Source organism: Abiotrophia defectiva ATCC 49176, assembly GCF_000160075.2.
Classification (GTDB): Bacteria; Bacillota; Bacilli; order Lactobacillales; family Aerococcaceae; genus Abiotrophia; species Abiotrophia defectiva.
Window position 1 is genome coordinate 101,869 of the sequence record NZ_KI535342.1, and the last position, 18,518, is coordinate 120,386.

Consider the following 18,518-nt stretch of genomic DNA (forward strand, 5'->3'; position numbering starts at 1 on the left):
TTTGACACACCCTCCCTAGTATACTCTTATATATTACCTATTTAAGCGACATAAATCAATCGAAAACGATAGTTTCCTAGCAATTCTTGGTCATTTTTTAATTGATAGTCGATGGTCAAGGCATAGCGGGTCTTACCTGGCTGGTCAGCAGGCTCAAAATGCCAGTGCAAGTGCTGGGTATGGACACTCAAAGTCCAGCTACCCTGAGGGGTCTGGTAGCTAGTCGTGGTTTCTTGGTTGGGTACAAAAAGTAGGATTCCCTGAGCCTGACTAACTTGAATCTGGGTGCTTCCATCAGCTTGGGGTAGCCATTTGACTTCAACAGGTTCTTGATTGAGATTTTGATAGGTCAGCTTGGTAAAAGATTCTAGTTCTAATAGGACCGCCTGGGTCTTGTGGTCATAACGTTCTACCTGCTGACTATCGGGATAAATAATTTGTTGTTCGACCTGAAGGTCAATGCTTACACGTCTCATGAAGGTCCTTTCTGGCCACTTGTTCACTTTCTGTCACAAGATGGGCCTCTCGAATGGTTCTATATAGTCATTATACCGCAAATCGTGCTATAATAACACTATAGCAATCGCTCTCATCCGCATTTAGGAGCGCAACTTTGATAAGAAAGGGGGAGGGCAGAATGGCATTGCCACAATTTCCATATTTATCACAGCATGAATGGCGTTACTTTGACGATGCTAGCCATGTTCCGGCGCTACCGGCAAGCGATAGTTTGGCCTATCAAGACAGCTTCATTCGTTGGCTTCCTCATTTACAAGGAGACCAAGCTCAGGGCCTCGTTCACTTCTATTCAATTGATCGTCCCACTGTCCTCTTGGGCGCCAAGGATAGCCGTCTGCCTAACTTAGCGGCTGGTTTGACCTACCTAGAAGGCCAGGGTTTCGACTATGCCCTCCGGCCCCATGGTGGTTTGGGCGTTGTCTGTGATTCAGGCATCCTGAATATTGGCTTGGCCAGTAATCTGACTCACTTCCCTCTATCCATTGATGCTGCCTACGAACAGATGGTGGCCCTGATAGGGCTGTCCTTGATACCTTATGGCCTTGAACTTGAAGCCTATGAAATCGCCCAATCCTACTGCCCAGGCACCTATGACTTAGTCGTGGGCGGACAAAAAATCGGTGGTATTGCCCAACGTCGCTTTAAGACCGGTCTGACAACTGCGGCTTATATCAGTGTAGCGGGCGACCAAGCTGCTCGGGCCCAACTCATGGCGGGTTTTTACCAGGCAGCTGGAGCGGACGACAGCTACCCCAAGGTAGACCCTGCGGTCATGACGACCCTGGCTCATGCTTGTGGTCAGCCACTTGACCGCCAGACCTACCAAGAAGAGCTAATCCAACTGATTAGCCACTATCAAAAACTAGTGCCCGGCGACTATCAAGATCCTGACCTAGTTCCAATTTTTACCAAAATGCGCCAAGTATCCTTGGCCCGTACCCAATCACTTAAACCAGAAGTAAATAGCAAGCCAGATAGCTAAGGAGGTTATGCCATGTTTAACTTTGATGGGGCCGTTGTGGCCCAAAAACTTAGCCGTGAGAAGGTCTTCCGTGACCCGGTACATGGCTATATCCATATCCAAGATCAGATTATTTTAGATCTGATTAACACGCGAGAATTTCAACGCCTGCGCCGCATTAAACAATTGGGTGGTTCCGTCTACACCTTCCATGGGGCCGAACATTCGCGCTTCGGGCATTCCCTAGGTGTCTATGAAATCACACGCCTCATAGTCGACAAATTCGAACGCCAATACCTGTCCCAAAAGCCAGGTGACGGCCTCTGGCAGGCCTCTGAGCGCTTGGTCGCCCTCTGCGCTGCCTTACTCCATGACATCGGTCATGGCCCCTTCTCCCATGCCTTTGAAGGGATCTTCCATACCAACCACGAGGAGATTACTCAACGCATTATCACCTCGCCTGAAACTGAAATTCATCAGGTCTTGCTCCAACTTGGCCCAGAATTTCCGGCTAAGGTCGCGAGTGTCATCAATAAGACCTACCCGAATCAGCAGGTAGTGCAGCTGATTAGTAGCCAGATTGATGCCGATCGCATGGACTATCTGCTTCGCGATGCCTACTATGCTGGCGTCTCCTACGGCACTTTCGATTTGACGCGGATTTTGCGAGTGATTCGCCCCTTCAAAAACGGCATTGTCTTCGACTTTTCGGGTATGCACGCTATTGAAGACTATATCGTCAGTCGCTATCAAATGTATATGCAGGTCTACTTCCACTCCGTCTCTCGCGGCATGGAAATGGTCCTCCACAGTCTGCTGACCCGCGCTAAGACCTGCTATCTGGAAAAAGCTGACCAGATGAAGACCCAAATCAGCTTCCTAGAGCCCTTCCTGAGAGGAGATTGGCTCCTATCTGATTACTTGCGCCTGGACGACCATATCCTTAGTAGCTACTTCAATCACTGGCTAGACGAAGAGGATGTCTTGCTAGCAGATTTGGCTAATCGCTTCCTGACCCGCAAACCCTTCAAATCCGTCCTGACCAGTCCAGAAGAGAAGACTGAGCTGACCATTGCCATCGACCAAGAGTTGGTCCGGCTGGGCTATGACCCTTACTATTATTTCGCAGAAAATTCTAGTTTTGACCTGCCTTATGACTATTATCGTGTAGGTCAGATTAGCAAACGCACCCAGATTGAGCTCATTACCAAGATGGGACAAATTGTTGAGCTATCTCAAGTTAGTCCCCTGGTCAATTCCCTAGCCGGCAAGCAACGAGGCGATTTGCGGCTCTACTTCCCTAAAGAAATTTTGACCACAGCCGAGGATACGGCGGCCGACCAGGTCAATGAGAACCAGACCACCTTACTGGCGGCCTATTACAATGAGCGCAACGATGTTACCCAGAATATTCAACAAAGGTTGTTCTAAGGATTAGAAATAGATACTAGCTTTTCAAACGGTGAATAACTTCCGTCGCTCGAGCAAACGTCATGCCCATGGAAGGGGACCGGCTTTAGCCTGGCTCTCCGCCAGTCTTCCGCCTTGTCAAGCTATGGAATCGCTAAGTCGCGACGCTCCAAGCGCTTCTCATACGCCTGACATCCTCAACCTTCCGTGGGCATGATGTTTGACGCGACTACAGTAATTCACCTAGCTTCAAGGCTAAAAACTATCCTCTCATAGTACAAAAAATAATCCACACACAAAAATCCCATTATATCATATATGATATAATGGGATTTTTCTTTTATAAGAAAAAGCGGAGACAAGGTCTCCGCCTTTGGCATTTGATAACCGAAGTCGATTACTTCAAGGTTACAGTTGCGCCAACTTCTTCCAAGGCAGCTTTCAAAGCTTCTGCGTCTTCTTTAGAAGCGCCTTCCTTGACTACAGATGGTGCGCCGTCAACTAATTCTTTAGCTTCTTTCAAGCCTAAGCCAGTTGCTTCACGGACAACCTTGATAACTTTGATCTTACCTGCACCTGCGTTAGTTAATTCAACGTCAAATTCAGTTTTCTCTTCAGCTGCTGCTGCTGGACCTGCTGCTACTGCTACAGGAGCTGCTGCAGTTACGCCAAATTCTTCTTCGATTGCTTTTACTAAATCGTTTAATTCGATGATTGTTGCTTCTTTGATTTCAGCAATAATGTTTTCAATGTTTAATGCCATGATTAATTTCCTCCATTAAGTTTAGTATTGTGTAATTAAGCTGCACTTTCTTTTGCTTCTGCAACAGCTTTAATAGCCAATGCAGTGTTGCGTACTGGGGCTTGCAGTACAGAAAGGAGCATAGAGAGCAAGCCGTCGCGGTCTGGAAGAGCTGCAAGAGCCTTCACATCTTCTGCTGAAGCTGCTTTCCCTTCGATTAAGCCACCTTTGATTTCAAGCTTTTCAGCTTTCTTCGCGAATTCTGCGATAACTTTCGCTGGCGCTACAACTTCTGATTCGCTGAACACGATAGCGGTTGGGCCTACAAAGTGGGCATCCAAGCCTTCGATTTCAGCTTGAGCAGCAGCACGACGTAAGATGGTGTTTTTCACAACCTTCATTTGCACGCCGTTATCACGCAACTCTTTACGTAAGTTAGTCACTTCTTCAACGGTTAAGCCTAAGTAGTCAACAACGACTACAGATGCTGCAGATTTGAGTTCTTCAGCAACTTTTGAAACTTCTTCTTGCTTTTTCAAGAGAACTGCTTTTGTCATAATTTCACCTCCGCTAGTTTGATATAGAGATTTTTATGTTGCCATAAAAAATCTCTATGTCACCTTAGACATAGAGATAGCTTCCATTCGTGGAACTTCCTCGGTAAGAAATTAAGGCCTGCGCCACTTACTGTCTTCGGTCGTTATATTAACGTATGTAATTGTAGCGAAGAAGGGCCATCATGTCAAGCCTCTTCGCGGATTTCTCGCTAAAAATTAGAGAGAAGTAACATCCAACTTGATCCCAGGACCAAAAGTAGTGCTCAAAGTCAAGTTGTTGATGTAAGTACCTTTAGCAGCGGCTGGTTTCACACGCAAGATTTGCTCGTGGAGCGCCTTGAGGTTTTCAACTAATTTGTTATCTTCAAAAGATACTTTACCAATTGGCACGTTCACGATACCCGCTTTGTCAGCACGGTAAGTTACTTGACCAGCTTTGATGTCGTTAACTGCTTTGGTTACGTCCATAGTAACAGTCCCGGTTTTAGGGTTTGGCATCAAGCCTTTTGGCCCTAAGACACGACCAAGGCGACCCACTTGACCCATCATGTCAGGGGTAGCGACCATCACGTCGAATTCTAACCAACCGTCAGAAATCTTTTGGATTAAGTCTGCTTCACCAACAAAGTCAGCACCTGCTGCTTCCGCTTCTTTAGCTTTTTCGCCGCGCGCGATTACAACAACACGGCTGGTTTTACCAGTCCCGTGTGGCAATACCATTGCGCCACGGATTTGTTGGTCAGCTTTCTTAACGTCGATGTTTAAGTTGTAAGAAACTTCAACGGTAGCGTCGAACTTAGCGAAGTCGATTTCTTTTGCTAAGGCAACAGCTTCGTTAGCTTCATATTTTTTGTTGCGGTCTACTTTTGCAAGAGCCGCTTGTAAGTTTTTGCTCTTTTTAGCCATTTTTCTTCCTCCTATGTTGTGGTTATAACGGTTAGACCTCCCACACCCGATAGAATTCGGGTTGAGAAGCTACATTGTGCTTAGTCTTGGACTGTAATCCCCATTGAGCGAGCAGTACCTTCAACCATGCGCATTGCAGCTTCAACATTGGCTGCATTTAAGTCTGGCATTTTAGTTTCTGCGATTTCTCGTACTTGATCTTTGGTTACAGTGGCAACCTTAGTTTTGTTAGGTACACCTGAACCTTTGTCAACTTTAGCAGCTTTCAGTAACAATACTGGAGCTGGTGGAGTTTTGGTGATGAAAGTAAATGAACGGTCTTCGTATACAGAGATAACAACAGGAATAATCAAGCCTGCTTGATCTTGTGTACGAGCGTTGAACTCTTTACAGAACCCCATGATGTTTACTTGTGCTTGACCGAGCGCTGGACCTACTGGTGGAGCAGGGCTTGCTTTGCCGGCTGGGATTTGTAATTTAACTTGTTTTACGACTTTTTTAGCCACGAAACATTCCTCCTTAATTTTTGGTTCGTGATGTGGTTCATGGAAGCCCAAGCCTCCTCCCACTCAGTGTGCGTACTTTGCGCACCGTACTATTATAGCATACTCCAGCAAATATGCAATGCCTTAGGGCCTGATTTCGAGAGATTTTTTTGCTCTGCAAGATTCTGCTCCTGATTGGCTTTGTTCATACAAGAAAAGCCCCCTGGAAAGGGAGCTTCTTATTATGCTTCACCAAGTAATTCTTCAACCTTCTGGTCTTGGAATTTTTCTTCGTGCGGCAAGATTAAGTTGAGTAGGACGCCCGCCAAGGCGCAAAGGGCAGTCCCAGATAAGGTCACCGGCCCCAATTTGAGAACCGCACCGCCCAAGCCTAGCACTAGCATGGAACTGGCGATAATCAAATTGCGGACTTGGTGGAAGTCGACTTGCTTCTCAATCAGCACTTTCAAACCGTTAGAAGCAATAACCCCATAGAGCAGGATGGCCATACCACCCAAAACGGGTTTAGGAATGGTGGAGATGATGGCCGTGAATTTGCCCATAAAGCTGAGCCCAATAGCAAAGAGGGCAGCATTGCGAATGACGGAGACGGAAGCGATACGAGTCATCCCTACCACCCCGGTGTTCTCGCCATATGTGGTATTGGCTGGCCCCCCGATAAAGGCTGACACAGCCGTCGCCACCCCATCCCCAATCAAGGTCCGATGGAGGCCTGGTTTCTCCAAGAACTTACGGCCGCAGATTTGCCCCAACACTGTATGGTCCCCAATATGTTCTGCAATGGTCACGACCGCTACCGGCAAAATCGCCCAAGTTTCTGGCCCAAAGTAGAGATGATAGCGACTGAAGAAACCACCGGTTTCAAAGGGCAGATAGAGATGTGGTACTTCAAACCAAGCTGCCTCTAGGACTGGCTTAAAGTCTACCAAACCAAAGACAACGGCCACCAAGTAGCCCCCAATAATCCCAAAAAGGAAGGGGATGATTTTGAGAAAACCCTTGGCTTTGGTATTAATGAAGGCCGTGATTAAGAAGGTAACAAGGGCGACCAGGATATGTTTGATGTCGCCCCCTCAATAAAACCGGCATTCTTAACCGCTGAGTTGGCTAAACCCAAACCAATCACCATAATCATGGGCCCAATTACAATAGGTGGCAGCAGGCGATCAATCCAGGCAGTGCCGATTGCCCGAATCAAGAGTGCCATCCCAACATAGACTAGCCCCACTAGCACCACCCCTGTTTGGGCAGCAGAGACATCGCCATTCATCTGGCTATTAGCGAAGGCCATAGCCTGGATAAAGGCGAAGGAAGACCCCAGGTAAACCGGCACCTTGAACTGAGTCGAGACCATGTAAATGAGGGTCCCAATCCCTGAGGCAAAGAGCGCCACCGCAACCGGCATGCCCAGGATTAGGGGCACCAGAATAGTCGCCCCAAACATAGCAAAGACGTGTTGGGCGCTCAACAAGAGCCCTTGTAGGAAAGGCGGCTTCTGCTCAACATCAAGCAGCATGCGGACCTTGGACGTTTGTAGTTCCATCATAACCTCTTTTCCGGGCTCCAAGACATGACAAAGAGCCCTCTGATTTTATTCCAAGGGCTCGGTAAAGTGATTTTAGCCTTCTCCACCTCACGGGATGGAATTAAAAGCCCTTATTGGGAGATAGTATAGCACAAGTGAGGCTCTTTGACGAGCCTAAGCTAGATAATTAGCTCATTTTGTTAAGACTTCGTCACTCGCCCCACAAAAAGAGACTAGGAAGCTTATTTCCTAGTCTCTACCTTGATTAAATATCTTCTTTTTTAACTTGCACGAAGTCTAATTCCGCCACTGTCTCACGACCAAACATCTCAATAACCACCTTGAGTTTATCGTGGTCGCGGTCGATTTCTTCAATTTGGCCAGATAAGCCGGAGAAAGCCCCGTCGATAATAGATACGTAGTCGCCTTCTTCAACATTGAGTTCCACGCGTTGACTTGGCATTGGCGCGTCACCCAAGATAGCCGCAATTTCTTCTGGCAAGAGTGGGGATGGTTTTGAGCCAGCCCCGTGAGAGCCAACAAAACCAGTTACACCTGGTGTATTACGAACAATAAACCAAGCCTCATCAGACATTTCCATCTCTACTAGGACATAGCCAGGGAAAGTCTTTTCGACTTTTTTCTTCTCTACGCCATCGGTCTTCTCAACCACTTCTTCTTCAGGCACCGCAATGCGGAAGATGTGGTCTTGCATGTTCATGCTTTCCGTCCGCATCTCGATATTTTCTTTGACCTTGTTTTCGTACCCTGAGTACGTGTGTAATACATACCATTCTTTACTCATCTGTCTACTCCTTTTATTTGAACCGGCAAAATAAAAAACCTACATTGGGTAGGTCGCTATCGTTAGCCTTAGTATAACATAAGGGCGGCCACTGAGACAAGACCCGGCCCAAGGAATTTCCTCGGGCACTTGGCCTAGTGGCTAGTCTTGATTTCTCTCTAAGCCTGCGTGAGCAATCCGAGCTGCAGCAGCGGCTGCAATGGCGCCTACCAGGTCATCAATGAATGTATTGACGCGGCCAGGCGTCTTGGAATCTAGTTCTTTGACAATACCGGTCTTCATCTTGTCTACATAGCCAAAGTTGGTCAGACCAATTGATCCGTAGACATTGACAATGGACAGGGCCAGAATCTCATCAATGCCATAAAGGCCTGCATCGCGCGCAATAATATCACGCAAAATAGGCGAGAAGTGGCCCGCTTCTACTGCCATATCTAACTCAATACCGGTAACTACTGCGTGCTGAACCTCGCGTTTCTTAAGGACTTCTTGAACGTGGGCTTGGCATTGCTCAATGGTAATATGGGGCACATAATCTACTTGTAAGTCGTAGACAATATGGGCAATATCCTTAATAGTCACGCCTCGTTGGCTTAAGAGATCATACATATGTTGTTCTAAACGTTCATCGTGTGTCATGAAACCACCGTCCTTTTCCCTAAAGTAAAATCAATCCGCCTAGAGAGATTCTCCAAGCGGATTGAGCTTTTCTATCTAAGTGCCTACCTCTCGCTCGCTTAGAGGGCGTAGAAGTAATTGAGTAAGTTGGACAAGCCAAAGTCGATGCCACCGAAGTAGAGGCCTAATAAAACGACCATAATGATGACTGTCCATGTATATTTGTTGACTTCACCTAAGCTAGGCCAAGTCACGCGTTTCATTTCTTTTCCGACGTTCTTAATGTATCCCATGCTCTAATACCCTTCTATTTAGTTTCTTTATGCAAGGTATGCTTGTTGCAATACTTGCAGAATTTCTTGATTTCTAAGCGTTGCGACTGTCCCATTTGTGTGGGTGTCATGTGGTAATTACGTTGACCACATTCACTACAGGCTAAGGCACCTTTCTTTTGAGCCAAGGCAACTACCTCCCTTTGATGCTATATCATCTTTTAATGATAGGCAGTTCCCGGCTATTTGTCAAGCCTCTTGCAGAAATCTTCTAGTTTTTTACGACAGCGGCTTAGGGCACTTTGACAAGAACGTAGGGACTTGCCCTTGACTTGAGACATCTCCTCGACGCTCATGCCATCCAGACAAGCTAAGAGGACCTCTTTTTCCCAATCAGACAGACTTGAGAAATAACCATCAGAGGCTTCACGCGCTAAACACCAATCTTCTGGTGCCACATCGTGACCTTGGGCTAGGGGACTCAAAGGATCAAAATGTGCCTCTAGTTGTTCTCTTACATAGTCATCCACGTCCAAAGAAACACAATCGGATGATTGAACGCGTTTATAAGCCGATTCGTAACGATACAAATGGCTAAAATGTCGGATAAGGACAATCTTGAAATAACTCTTGAAGGGAATTCCACCGTTATAAGTGAAGATGGCCTTCCACAAAGTAACTCTAGCTTCCTGTTGAAAGTCTGCATAATCGAGATAAGCAGACTTACTCATCAAATAACAACTTCTAATCAAAGGACTAAACTGGCGCAACAATTGTTCAAATTGTTGACCATCAAAATCTGCCTTGAGTGCTGCAACTGCTTGATCCAGTGCTGACAACTCTGTATCTTCTTGCTGATGAAAATCCATGGGTATTGCCTCCTCTATAGGGTTAATATAGGGGAGAAGGAAAAGGTTTATCCCATATGTTTAAAGTGTTTGGCGCAATTGATCGAGTCTTGCCAATTGTGTTGCGCTCCACGGACTGTGTCGGCGGAGCCGTCTACTATAGTAACGTTCGACATCTGCAGTCATTTCTTCCTTGGCTAACTTCAAATCAAGCCATAATTCTTGAGCCGACATACGAAGGGCTCCCTGTTGAAAAATAGTCCATTGCTCAGCCATATCACTCGTCGCCACCGTTACGCGGTTCAACGGGTGGATATAGGCTCCTACTCCCCTCTCAATATACGAGTCTGCCGTTTCGTTCTCCTCGGTAAAAACCACTTGCACTCCAGACTGCTCAAGCCTTGTCGCTCGTCCAGGTACTAATTGGGCATCAAAGACCACAATCACTTGGACCTGTCTCACCCTGGCATAACTGGCCAGTTCAGCTATTAGTCGATCCCGCGCTTCTTGGATATTAACCACTTGAAGACGCGACAGTTGTGGCCACGCACCAATCATATTGTAGCCATCCACCAAAAGGTAGGCCTGTCTTTTCATCTAGTGATTCCCCTAATTCATCCGATGCCGGGCAACTTCATAAACCAATACGCCTGCTGCCACGCTAGCATTAAGACTTTGGACATGTCCCACCATTGGGATGGTGACAATACCATCTGCTTTTTGCTTCACAAGAGGAGAGACCCCTTGACCTTCATTCCCAATGACAATCGCCAAAGGCCCTTGACTATTCCACTGGCGCACATCTTCTCCCGCCATATCCGTGGCGAAGACCCAGATCCCTTGATTTTGTAGCAGTTCAATGGTCTGAGCGATATTCGCAACACGAACAACGGGCACATGTTCGATAGCCCCTGTGGATGTCTTGGCAACAATGCCTGTTAAACCGACTGCGCGACGCTTAGGAATGATGATTCCGTGGACACCAAAAGCATCCGCCGTGCGAAGAATGGACCCCAAATTATGAGGATCTTCAATCCCATCAAGAATCAGTAGGAAAGGAGGCTGACCTTTACTTTCGGCCAAGGCAAGGCAGCCTTCTATGGTCTGATAATCAAAAGGAGGCACGGTGAGAACCAACCCTTGGTGATTAGCACCTTGGGTCAATTCATCCAGTTTACTTTTCGGAACTTCTTGAAAAATTCCGCCGTGGTTTTTTACTAATTCTATTATACTACTTATTTTAGAATCTGCCAGCCCTTTTTGATAAAAAAGTTTGTTTATTCCCTTATTTTTTTTAAGGGTTTCCATTACCGCATGTTTGCCAAAGATAATTTCCTCTTGAGGAGAGGCATCTGGAATATTTTCTATTTTCTTGTCTGTTGTTTCATCATATTTCTTTTTATGCGTTTGTCGCTTGCTGGTTGATTTGCGCGACCGACTTGTATCATATTTCATTCTATTGTCCTCTCTGATCGATCAGGGCTAGAGACTGGGCAATCAACTCCTCCAAACGCTGACTTTGTCCGGAGAGATGAAGCCAGCCAAGTAGGGCTTCAAAGCCTGTCGCTTGGCGGTAATCGCCAATGCTGGCATTCTTGGCTTTGGTATTAGCCTTATGATTGCGCCCCCGCTTATAGATGGTTAATTCCTCTTCATTTAAGGCCTCTTGGTCCCGCAGACACTGCATGGCATAGGCCTGGCCCTTGGCCTCTACATAGCGGGTCGCTGCCCGATGCAGACGATTGGGCTGGGTCAAGCCAGAGGCGATGACATGCTGTCTGACATAAACCTCATAGATAGCATCCCCAATATAGGCTAGGGCAGCCCCATTTAATTGATCTACTTGATTCATCGATTCACTCGCTTCCAAACCGTACCTTGAGGCGTATCATCTAAGAGAATTCCTTGCTCCTTGAGTTGATCACGAATCGCGTCGCTACGGGCAAAGTCCTTGTTGGCCCGGGCTTGACGCCGTTCCTCAATCAGTGCCTCAATTTCCTGATCAATACTATTGCTTTTATCTTCTAAATCCAAGCCAAATACTGCTAATAAGTCATGTAGAACTTTGTCATAAAGTGACAGAACAACTTGGCTCACTAATTCTAGGTCCAAGTAGCGATTCAGGGACTTGACCAAATCAAAGAGAGCCGTAATCCCATTAGAAGCATTAAAGTCATCATCCATAGCGGTCACAAATTGCTCTTGAATGCCATTAATCTCTGCTAACCACGTCTCATGACCTTCAAGGTCTGCACTAGCTTGCTCCTGACGGTGCTTAAGTCGACGAATTGCCTCCCGTAATTTGTTGACATTAGCTTGTGCTTCGGTAATCACAGCCTCATCATAGCGCAAAGGACGTCGATAGTGAGTCGTCGCCAACATATAGCGGATGACCATCGGATCATAAGCCGCTAGCAAGTCTCGCAGGAGGACGAAGTTCCCCAAGGACTTACTCATTTTCTCATCTTGCTTCCCAATGGTCACAAAACCGTTATGGAGCCAGTAATGGGCAAAAGTATGACCAGTGCAGGCTTCAGACTGGGCAATCTCATTCTCATGGTGAGGGAAGGTGAGGTCTTGCCCGCCCCCATGAATATCAATGGTATCACCTAAATACTTAGTGGCCATAACTGAACATTCAATATGCCAGCCAGGACGGCCCGGCCCCCATGGTGAGTCCCAAGCGATTTCCCCAGGCTTGGCAGTCTTCCAGAGGGCGAAGTCCAGAGGATTGGCCTTGCGTTCTGCGACTGCTTGGTCTAAACGTTCGCTTGCGCCTACTAGTAGGTCCTCTAGCGATTGGTCAGATAAATGGCCATAGTCCTTAAAAGATTCCGTCTTGAAGTAAACATCGCCTTCAGATTCATAGGCATAACCCTTTTCAATTAAGGTCTGAACGAAGGCAATAATTTCTTCAATGTTTTCCATAACGCGTGGGTGAACGGTCGCCGCTTGAATATTGAGCTGACCCGTATCTTCCTTGAAGGCCGCGATATATTTATCAGCAATGGCTTCGGGAGTCGAACCTTCGGCAATCGCTGCCTTGATAATTTTGTCATCGACGTCAGTAAAATTGCTGACATAATTAACTTGATACCCTCGATACTGGAAATAACGGCGAATGGTGTCAAAGGCTACCGCGCTACGGGCGTTGCCGATATGGATATAGTTATAGACGGTCGGGCCGCAGACATAGAAAGCCACCTGTCCCTCTTTAATAGGGCGGAAAACTTCCTTCTGCCGTGTCAAGGTATTATAGACTTGTATTGCCATAGTATTGCTCCTTTGCATTAAAATAAGTAGATAGCTCTATGCAAGCCAATCAATTGGGGGCTGACCCTGGGCCTCTAAAAAGGCATTGGCTCGTGAAAAAGGTCGACTGCCAAAGAAACCGCGATAGGCAGATAGGGGACTAGGATGCGCCGATTCAATTACCAAGTGTTGGCTAGCGGTAATCAAAGCTTTTTTCTTGCGGGCATAGGCACCCCACAAAATGAAGACAACCGGCTGCTCCTGTTGATTGACAACCCGAATGATGGCGTCCGTAAATGGCTCCCAAATCTGACCTGCATGGCCGTTAGCCATACCGGCTGGAACGGTCAAACAGGCATTGAGCAGCAAGACGCCTTGTTGGGCCCAGGCCGTTAAGTCATGATTGGGCTTGACGCCAATGTCATCCGCTAATTCTTTGAGAATGTTCTGAAGAGAAGGGGGGGCAGGCAAATCATTAGGTACAGAAAAGCTTAATCCTTGTGCCTGACCTGGCCCATGGTAGGGATCTTGACCCAGAATAACCACCTTGACATCCTCTAAGGGAGTCGTTTGGATGGCATTAAAGACCCGATCACGTGGCGGATAGATTTTTCCCTGGCCATAAACTTGATCCATGAAATGGTTAATTTGACTGAAATAACCCGCTGGTAGTTCTTCCTTAATGGCTTGATGCCAAGTAGAATGTTCCATGTCCACTCTCCTTACTGTATCCAGCGCCAAGCGCGCTTTAATTCTGCTGTTCCATTTTCTAAATAAGGTCGGCCGTGGGCCATGATGACTCGCTCCGGCTGCCAGGCGAGGACTTGATCCATACAAGCCTTAGCTTGAGCTCGACGACCAAGAAAGCTCATCCGAAAATCAATGGGCGTCTGGCCATCAGGATCTGCAATCCTCGCGAATCGATAAAAGCCACGCTGTAAGGCATGGGGCATCTTATTAACTTCAAAGTTCTCAATTAAGTCCGTCACAATCAAGGTCTGACTTGCTCGATGGAAGAAGACCACTTCCTCGACTGCACGACTGCCAGAAAAAATTAATTGATCTAGTTGGCCCGCCCAATCTGCCGGCGCTCGATTCTCCAAAGTCGCATCAAAATTTACGGCTATTTTCTGACTTGCAGCCCGCTTTTCAACACCCGGGCTACTCCAGGCCTTAGCTTGAGGATAACGTCGTTGCCAATCAGGAATGTAGGCATAATGAATTTTGTTAGGAGATACCAAATGAGCCACTGGTCCCAAGGAATCTAGGGCTTGAAACAGACTCTCATTGGGCGCAATAGGTGAGTGACACCATAGGCTACCATCCGCTAATTTGACCACTGTCATGCGCGTTGAAAAGGGCAAACTCCCGCAACCAACTGACATCTGAATCAGATTACCATCTGCAATCCAAATGTCTTGGCCAATTGGCTTAAGTGTATTTAAGGGTTCATACAGGGGAATATGCATGATCACGACCTCCTAACTTGAATCCTCCATCTGACTTAACGAGAAAAAGAGGTTGAGGCAAGTGCCCCAGCCTCTTTTAGTCATCTTGAATTTTATGCCAAGAGCGCTGCTACTTGGTCAATGTGGGCTAAGGCTTTTTCTTTGCCTAAGACTTCGATTAATGCCGGTAATTCTGGCCCATGCATTTGGCCACTCACCGCAATCCGGATTGGCATGAAGAGGCCACGCCCTTTGGCGCCTGTTTCCTTCTGCACTTCCTTGATGCAAGCTTTAATATTCGCTGCTTCAAAGTCTTCTAAGTTCGCTAACTTCTCGCGAACCGCCGCCAAGACAGCCGGCACTTGCTCGCCCGCTAAGACCTCGCGACTTTCTTCGTCAATCGTCAAACTATCGTTGAAGAAGAGGCTAGACAAGGATACAATCTCGGCCCCGTAAGACATTTGTTCGTGGAAGAGGGAGACGACCTTGGTCACCCAAGCTAACTCTTCTTCCGATGGATTAGCTGATACACGACCTGCCTCAATCAGATGTGGCAAGGCTAGAGCCGTCACTTCTTCAAGACTCGCTTGCTTCATATAGGTATTGTTAATCCATTCCAATTTCTTGGTGTCGAAGGAAGCTGGTGAGGTAGACAAACGTTCGTAATCGAAGAGTTCAATCAACTGGTCACGACCAAAAATTTCTTCCTCCCCAACTGGAGACCAACCCAAAAGGGCGATAAAGTTGAAGATAGCTTCAGGTAAATAGCCCAGGTTACGGTATTGCTCAATAAATTGTAGGATAGAGCCGTCGCGTTTGCTGAGTTTCTTATGAGTCTCAGCGTTGACGATTAAGGTCATGTGACCAAAACGTGGGTAGTCCCAACCGAAAGCATCATAAATCATCATTTGCTTAGGTGTATTAGCGATATGGTCATCTCCGCGCAATACGTGGGTAATGCCCATAAGGTGGTCATCGACCGTTACTGCAAAGTTATAGGTTGGCATGCCGTCGCGCTTGCGGATTACCCAGTCACCAGAGACACTGCGTGATTCGAAGGTAATCGGACCCTTAACCAGATCTTCAAATTCATAAGTTACATCTTCTGGCACGCGGAAACGAATAACCGGTACACGGCCTTCCGCTTCAAAGGCAGCTTCTTCTTCTGGCGTTAGGTGAGCGTGTTGGCCACCATAGTGCGGCATTTCGCCACGGGCTTGTTGGGCTTCACGTTCTGCTTCTAATTCTTCTTCCGTCATGTAACACTTGTAGGCTTTACCTTCTGCCAAGAGTTGGTCAATTAGCGGATTGTAAATATGCAGACGCTCTGACTGACGATAAGGACCCACTTGGCCTGGTTTATTAGGCGCTTCATCCCAGTCCATCCCCAACCAGGTTAAGTTATCTAGCTGGCTCTTCTCACCGTGCTCAAGATTACGTTTTAAGTCAGTATCTTCAATCCGAATAACGAAGTCCCCGCCATAGTGGCGCGCAAAAAGATAGTTGAAGAGCGCTGTCCGTGCATTCCCGATGTGTAATTCTCCTGTTGGGCTTGGTGCATAACGCACACGTACTTTTGAAGTCATGTAGTTTCCTCTTTCCTTAGTAATGTGACTGCTTGGTTTCGATTTTATCTTGCGAATGAGCGGGCTTAGCGAAAATCATACGCCCAGCGCTAGTTTGAAGGGCGCTAGTGACAATAACTTTTAGTCGCTCATTCATGTAATGTTGCCCGTCTTCGACCACAATCATGGTCCCATCATCTAAATAGGCAACCCCTTGTTTGCGCTCAGTCCCGGACTTAACCACCGTGACTTCCATAATTTCACCAGGAATCACGACGGGTTTGACTGCTAGGGCCAAGGCATTGATGTTAAAGACGGTGACATTCTGAAATTCACAGACCTTATTTAAATTATAATCGTTTGTGACCACGGCTGCATCAATTAATTTTGCCAAACGGATTAGTTTGCTATCAACCTCTGGCACATCATCAAAATCCCCATCATAAAATTCGATTGGGATGAGCGATTCTTTTTGTAAACTGTTGAGAATGTCCAGACCTCGGCGGCCGCGAGCACGCTTGAGCGAATCCGCCGAGTCCGCAATGAACTGCAATTCCTTAAGCACAAAATTAGGAATCACTAGCACACCTTCTAAGAAGTGGGTCTTGGCAATATCGGCAATCCGACCATCAATGATGACGCTAGTATCTAAGAGTTTGTAGCGGTGGAAATTCTCACCCGCCTTGCGCTCTAAGATGCGGCTTTCCTGTTTCTCCCGCTTGCTAGCAGAACGACTAAAAATCGTCCGCCATTCATCCTGCCGACTGGTTGCGGTCTGGTAGCCAACAATGGATAGGATGACCGATAAAACCAAGGGCAGGGCGTTAGAGATAAAGGGAATTTGCAAATTAGAGAAGGGAAGGGAGATGAGGTAGCCGATAATGAGACCGACAACCCCACCAATAGTCCCGAAGAAGATGGTTGAGGTGGTTTGTTTGTTTAAGATTTCTTGTGTCTTGCGAATCCAACGAGCCAACAAAGGTGAGGCGAGATTTCCCAAGAGGGCGAAAATAATTGCGAATAATAAACCGTTAAAGTAGGTATTCTGCAAGAAATCTTGCGTTAGATGTACCCACGGCCAGATAGAAGCCCCAAAGGACACGCCAAAACTCAGTCCGATAATGGCTGAAACCATTAAGACAATACGTTTAAACATAACCTTCCTCCTTTCCTATTTTTTAATGATGGCCTCCCCCTATTGGCGGGGGAAGACCTTATGAATGGCTTCCTGGATAGTAGCCACTGGCACAATCTCAATTGCCAGCTTCTGATCCAGGCCTGCTAGATTATTTTTTGGAATATAGGCCCGCTTAAAGCCAAGTTTGGCAGCTTCCTTGAGGCGCTCTTTGATTTGGCTAACCCGCCGGATTTCTCCCGTCAGACCAATTTCGCCGATAAAGCAATCTTCGATATTGGTGGCCTGATTCCAATAACTAGACGCGATGCTGACGGCAATGGCCAAGTCAATGGCCGGCTCATCTAATTTAACACCACCTGTAATCTTGAAGAAAGCATCCTGATTTTGCACCAACAGACCGCAATGCTTTTCCATAACTGCCAAGAGCAGTGACACGCGTTGATAGTCAATCCCCGACGAAGTACGTTTGGCCGTCCCATAGACAGTTGGAGTCATCAGAGACTGGATTTCCGCCAAAATTGGTCGCGTTCCTTCAATGGAAGCCACAACAGTCGAACCCGTCGCACCAGCCAAACGCTCTTCCAAGAAGAGCTCCGAGGGGTTGGTTACTTCTTCCAAGCCTGCTTCCAGCATTTCGAAAACACCTAGCTCATGCGTGGAACCAAAGCGGTTTTTCACGGCTCGCAAGACCCGAAAACGATTATGACGTTCCCCCTCAAAGTAGAGCACGGTATCCACCATGTGTTCCAACATTCGAGGCCCCGCAATATTGCCCTCCTTGGTCACGTGACCAACAATAAAGGTTGCAATATTATTATCCTTGGCAATCCGCATTAAGATAGCGGTGGCTTCCCGCAATTGGGAAACACTTCCCGCCACCCCAGTATGATCTGCCAGTTGCATGGTCTGGATAGAGTCAATAATCAAAATATCTGGTGCAATGCGCTGAACTTCACCAGCAATAACTGCCAAATCCGTCTCCGACAAGAGGTAGAAATGACTGTCCTTGAGCGACAGGCGTTCCGCCCGCATCTTAATCTGGGAGAGACTTTCTTCCCCGGAAACATAAAGGACGGTTTGACCTAGGTTGGCCAGTTGAATCGAGACTTGGAGCAAGAGGGTAGACTTACCAATCCCAGGGTCGCCCCCAATCAGAACTAGACTGCCAGCTACCACTCCGCCACCCAAGACCCGGTCGAACTCTTGGAAATTGGTATGGGTCCGCGTTTCAGCCTTGTAGGTGATTTCTTCTAGGCGTTGAGCCCGGTTGGCGTCTTCACCGCGCTGGGTCAAAACCTTGAACTGACTTTTCTCGGTCTTGATAGTCGATTGGACAATCTGCTCTTCCATCTGATTCCAAGCGCCACAATTAGGGCACTTGCCCAGATACTTGGCCGATTCATAGCCACAGGCCATACATTCGTAGCTTACTTTTTTCTTGGCCAT

General features: G+C 47.1%; 21 protein-coding genes, 1 pseudogene and 1 other annotated feature. Of the genes and pseudogenes, 2 read left to right on the forward strand and 20 right to left on the reverse strand.

The genetic code is table 11. The features are described 5' to 3' along the window. Window positions 1-41: 41 nt before the first annotated feature. Window positions 42-476, reverse strand: coding sequence for a DUF1934 family protein (locus GCWU000182_RS09180; RefSeq protein ID WP_023392531.1), 435 nt, complete (start codon window positions 474-476; stop codon window positions 42-44). 161 nt (window positions 477-637) lie between these two features. Between GCWU000182_RS09180 and GCWU000182_RS09185 the strand changes: the two genes are divergently transcribed. Together GCWU000182_RS09185 and GCWU000182_RS09190 are read left to right on the forward strand one after the other, a co-directional pair. Next, complete coding sequence (locus tag GCWU000182_RS09185; RefSeq protein WP_023392532.1) at window positions 638-1,501, forward strand: lipoate--protein ligase family protein; 864 nt, start codon at window positions 638-640, stop codon at window positions 1,499-1,501. A 12-nt stretch (window positions 1,502-1,513) separates the two neighbouring features. Continuing rightward, the gene (locus GCWU000182_RS09190; RefSeq protein WP_023392533.1) at window positions 1,514-2,911 is read left to right on the forward strand and encodes an HD domain-containing protein; all 1,398 of its coding nucleotides are present in this window, start codon (window positions 1,514-1,516) and stop codon (window positions 2,909-2,911) included. A 376-nt stretch (window positions 2,912-3,287) separates the two neighbouring features. Here the strand turns inward: GCWU000182_RS09190 and rplL are convergent, their stop codons facing one another. The 19 genes and pseudogenes from rplL to radA all read right to left on the reverse strand — a co-directional run bounded on the left by rplL (window position 3,288) and on the right by radA (window position 18,518). Then, the gene (gene rplL / locus GCWU000182_RS09195) at window positions 3,288-3,653 is read right to left on the reverse strand and encodes a 50S ribosomal protein L7/L12 (RefSeq protein ID WP_023392535.1); all 366 of its coding nucleotides are present in this window, start codon (window positions 3,651-3,653) and stop codon (window positions 3,288-3,290) included. 35 nt (window positions 3,654-3,688) lie between these two features. After that, on the reverse strand, window positions 3,689-4,189 hold the full coding sequence (rplJ, locus tag GCWU000182_RS09200) for a 50S ribosomal protein L10 (RefSeq protein ID WP_023392536.1): 501 nt from the start codon (window positions 4,187-4,189) through the stop codon (window positions 3,689-3,691). 36 nt (window positions 4,190-4,225) lie between these two features. After that, window positions 4,226-4,347: a sequence feature (ribosomal protein L10 leader region), on the reverse strand. 58 nt (window positions 4,348-4,405) lie between these two features. Then, complete coding sequence (gene rplA, locus GCWU000182_RS09205) at window positions 4,406-5,095, reverse strand: 50S ribosomal protein L1 (RefSeq protein WP_023392537.1); 690 nt, start codon at window positions 5,093-5,095, stop codon at window positions 4,406-4,408. Window positions 5,096-5,175: 80 nt separating this feature from the next. Next, entirely contained in the window at window positions 5,176-5,601 is a 426-nt protein-coding gene (gene rplK, locus GCWU000182_RS09210; RefSeq protein ID WP_035364969.1) for a 50S ribosomal protein L11, read from the reverse strand. Between the two features lie 221 nt (window positions 5,602-5,822). Further along, window positions 5,823-7,144 (reverse strand): annotated as a pseudogene (locus GCWU000182_RS09215) (uracil-xanthine permease family protein). Between the two features lie 247 nt (window positions 7,145-7,391). After that, window positions 7,392-7,931 carry a transcription termination/antitermination protein NusG gene (gene nusG, locus GCWU000182_RS09220; RefSeq protein WP_023392541.1) on the reverse strand — a complete coding sequence of 180 codons (540 nt, stop codon included), beginning with the start codon at window positions 7,929-7,931 and terminating at the stop codon, window positions 7,392-7,394. Between the two features lie 141 nt (window positions 7,932-8,072). Next, window positions 8,073-8,570, reverse strand: coding sequence for a phosphatidylglycerophosphatase A family protein (locus GCWU000182_RS09225; protein WP_023392542.1), 498 nt, complete (start codon window positions 8,568-8,570; stop codon window positions 8,073-8,075). Window positions 8,571-8,668: 98 nt separating this feature from the next. Then, window positions 8,669-8,842 (reverse strand): preprotein translocase subunit SecE, encoded by a 174-nt coding sequence (gene secE, locus GCWU000182_RS09230; RefSeq protein ID WP_023392543.1) that lies wholly within the window; start codon window positions 8,840-8,842, stop codon window positions 8,669-8,671. A 14-nt stretch (window positions 8,843-8,856) separates the two neighbouring features. Further along, window positions 8,857-9,009 (reverse strand): 50S ribosomal protein L33, encoded by a 153-nt coding sequence (gene rpmG, locus GCWU000182_RS10120; RefSeq protein ID WP_070756439.1) that lies wholly within the window; start codon window positions 9,007-9,009, stop codon window positions 8,857-8,859. Between the two features lie 54 nt (window positions 9,010-9,063). Continuing rightward, window positions 9,064-9,690, reverse strand: a complete 627-nt coding sequence (locus tag GCWU000182_RS09235; protein WP_023392544.1) for an RNA polymerase sigma factor — start codon at window positions 9,688-9,690, stop codon at window positions 9,064-9,066. Between the two features lie 60 nt (window positions 9,691-9,750). Then, on the reverse strand, window positions 9,751-10,266 hold the full coding sequence (locus tag GCWU000182_RS09240; protein ID WP_023392545.1) for a YacP-like NYN domain-containing protein: 516 nt from the start codon (window positions 10,264-10,266) through the stop codon (window positions 9,751-9,753). Window positions 10,267-10,278: 12 nt separating this feature from the next. Further along, window positions 10,279-11,124 (reverse strand): 23S rRNA (guanosine(2251)-2'-O)-methyltransferase RlmB, encoded by an 846-nt coding sequence (rlmB, locus tag GCWU000182_RS09245; protein ID WP_023392546.1) that lies wholly within the window; start codon window positions 11,122-11,124, stop codon window positions 10,279-10,281. Window position 11,125: 1 nt separating this feature from the next. Next, window positions 11,126-11,521, reverse strand: coding sequence for a Mini-ribonuclease 3 (locus GCWU000182_RS09250; protein ID WP_023392547.1), 396 nt, complete (start codon window positions 11,519-11,521; stop codon window positions 11,126-11,128). Then, a complete protein-coding gene (cysS, locus tag GCWU000182_RS09255; protein ID WP_035364971.1) occupies window positions 11,518-12,942 on the reverse strand; it encodes a cysteine--tRNA ligase in 1,425 nt (474 codons plus the stop codon). Before cysS ends, GCWU000182_RS09250 begins: the two co-directional genes overlap by 4 nt. A 36-nt stretch (window positions 12,943-12,978) precedes the next feature. Continuing rightward, on the reverse strand, window positions 12,979-13,632 hold the full coding sequence (locus GCWU000182_RS09260) for a uracil-DNA glycosylase (RefSeq protein ID WP_023392549.1): 654 nt from the start codon (window positions 13,630-13,632) through the stop codon (window positions 12,979-12,981). An 11-nt stretch (window positions 13,633-13,643) separates the two neighbouring features. Next, entirely contained in the window at window positions 13,644-14,390 is a 747-nt protein-coding gene (locus GCWU000182_RS09265) for a DUF4336 domain-containing protein (RefSeq protein ID WP_023392550.1), read from the reverse strand. A 92-nt stretch (window positions 14,391-14,482) separates the two neighbouring features. Beyond that, complete coding sequence (gltX, locus tag GCWU000182_RS09270; RefSeq protein ID WP_023392551.1) at window positions 14,483-15,955, reverse strand: glutamate--tRNA ligase; 1,473 nt, start codon at window positions 15,953-15,955, stop codon at window positions 14,483-14,485. A 16-nt stretch (window positions 15,956-15,971) separates the two neighbouring features. Beyond that, complete coding sequence (locus GCWU000182_RS09275) at window positions 15,972-17,090, reverse strand: PIN/TRAM domain-containing protein (RefSeq protein WP_023392552.1); 1,119 nt, start codon at window positions 17,088-17,090, stop codon at window positions 15,972-15,974. 39 nt (window positions 17,091-17,129) lie between these two features. After that, window positions 17,130-18,518: a DNA repair protein RadA gene (radA, locus tag GCWU000182_RS09280; protein WP_023392553.1), complete on the reverse strand. Its 1,389-nt coding sequence runs from the start codon at window positions 18,516-18,518 to the stop codon at window positions 17,130-17,132.

Bases quoted from the DNA above. Each gene is read 5' to 3' on its own strand.
- GCWU000182_RS09180 (WP_023392531.1), bottom strand. From the start codon at position 476: ATGAGACGTGTAAGCATTGACCTTCAGGTCGAACAACAAATTATTTAT.
- rlmB (WP_023392546.1), bottom strand. From the start codon at position 11,124: ATGAAATATGATACAAGTCGGTCGCGCAAATCAACCAGCAAGCGACAA.
- radA (WP_023392553.1), bottom strand. From the start codon at position 18,518: ATGGCCAAGAAAAAAGTAAGCTACGAATGTATGGCCTGTGGCTATGAA.
- GCWU000182_RS09275 (WP_023392552.1), bottom strand. From the start codon at position 17,090: ATGTTTAAACGTATTGTCTTAATGGTTTCAGCCATTATCGGACTGAGT.
- GCWU000182_RS09225 (WP_023392542.1), bottom strand. From the start codon at position 8,570: ATGACACACGATGAACGTTTAGAACAACATATGTATGATCTCTTAAGC.
- GCWU000182_RS09190 (WP_023392533.1), top strand. From the start codon at position 1,514: ATGTTTAACTTTGATGGGGCCGTTGTGGCCCAAAAACTTAGCCGTGAG.
- GCWU000182_RS09260 (WP_023392549.1), bottom strand. From the start codon at position 13,632: ATGGAACATTCTACTTGGCATCAAGCCATTAAGGAAGAACTACCAGCG.
- cysS (WP_035364971.1), bottom strand. From the start codon at position 12,942: ATGGCAATACAAGTCTATAATACCTTGACACGGCAGAAGGAAGTTTTC.
- nusG (WP_023392541.1), bottom strand. From the start codon at position 7,931: ATGAGTAAAGAATGGTATGTATTACACACGTACTCAGGGTACGAAAAC.
- rplA (WP_023392537.1), bottom strand. From the start codon at position 5,095: ATGGCTAAAAAGAGCAAAAACTTACAAGCGGCTCTTGCAAAAGTAGAC.
- GCWU000182_RS09265 (WP_023392550.1), bottom strand. From the start codon at position 14,390: ATGCATATTCCCCTGTATGAACCCTTAAATACACTTAAGCCAATTGGC.
- rplL (WP_023392535.1), bottom strand. From the start codon at position 3,653: ATGGCATTAAACATTGAAAACATTATTGCTGAAATCAAAGAAGCAACA.
- GCWU000182_RS09240 (WP_023392545.1), bottom strand. From the start codon at position 10,266: ATGAAAAGACAGGCCTACCTTTTGGTGGATGGCTACAATATGATTGGT.
- secE (WP_023392543.1), bottom strand. From the start codon at position 8,842: ATGGGATACATTAAGAACGTCGGAAAAGAAATGAAACGCGTGACTTGG.
- GCWU000182_RS09185 (WP_023392532.1), top strand. From the start codon at position 638: ATGGCATTGCCACAATTTCCATATTTATCACAGCATGAATGGCGTTAC.
- GCWU000182_RS09235 (WP_023392544.1), bottom strand. From the start codon at position 9,690: ATGGATTTTCATCAGCAAGAAGATACAGAGTTGTCAGCACTGGATCAA.
- GCWU000182_RS09250 (WP_023392547.1), bottom strand. From the start codon at position 11,521: ATGAATCAAGTAGATCAATTAAATGGGGCTGCCCTAGCCTATATTGGG.
- rplJ (WP_023392536.1), bottom strand. From the start codon at position 4,189: ATGACAAAAGCAGTTCTCTTGAAAAAGCAAGAAGAAGTTTCAAAAGTT.
- gltX (WP_023392551.1), bottom strand. From the start codon at position 15,955: ATGACTTCAAAAGTACGTGTGCGTTATGCACCAAGCCCAACAGGAGAA.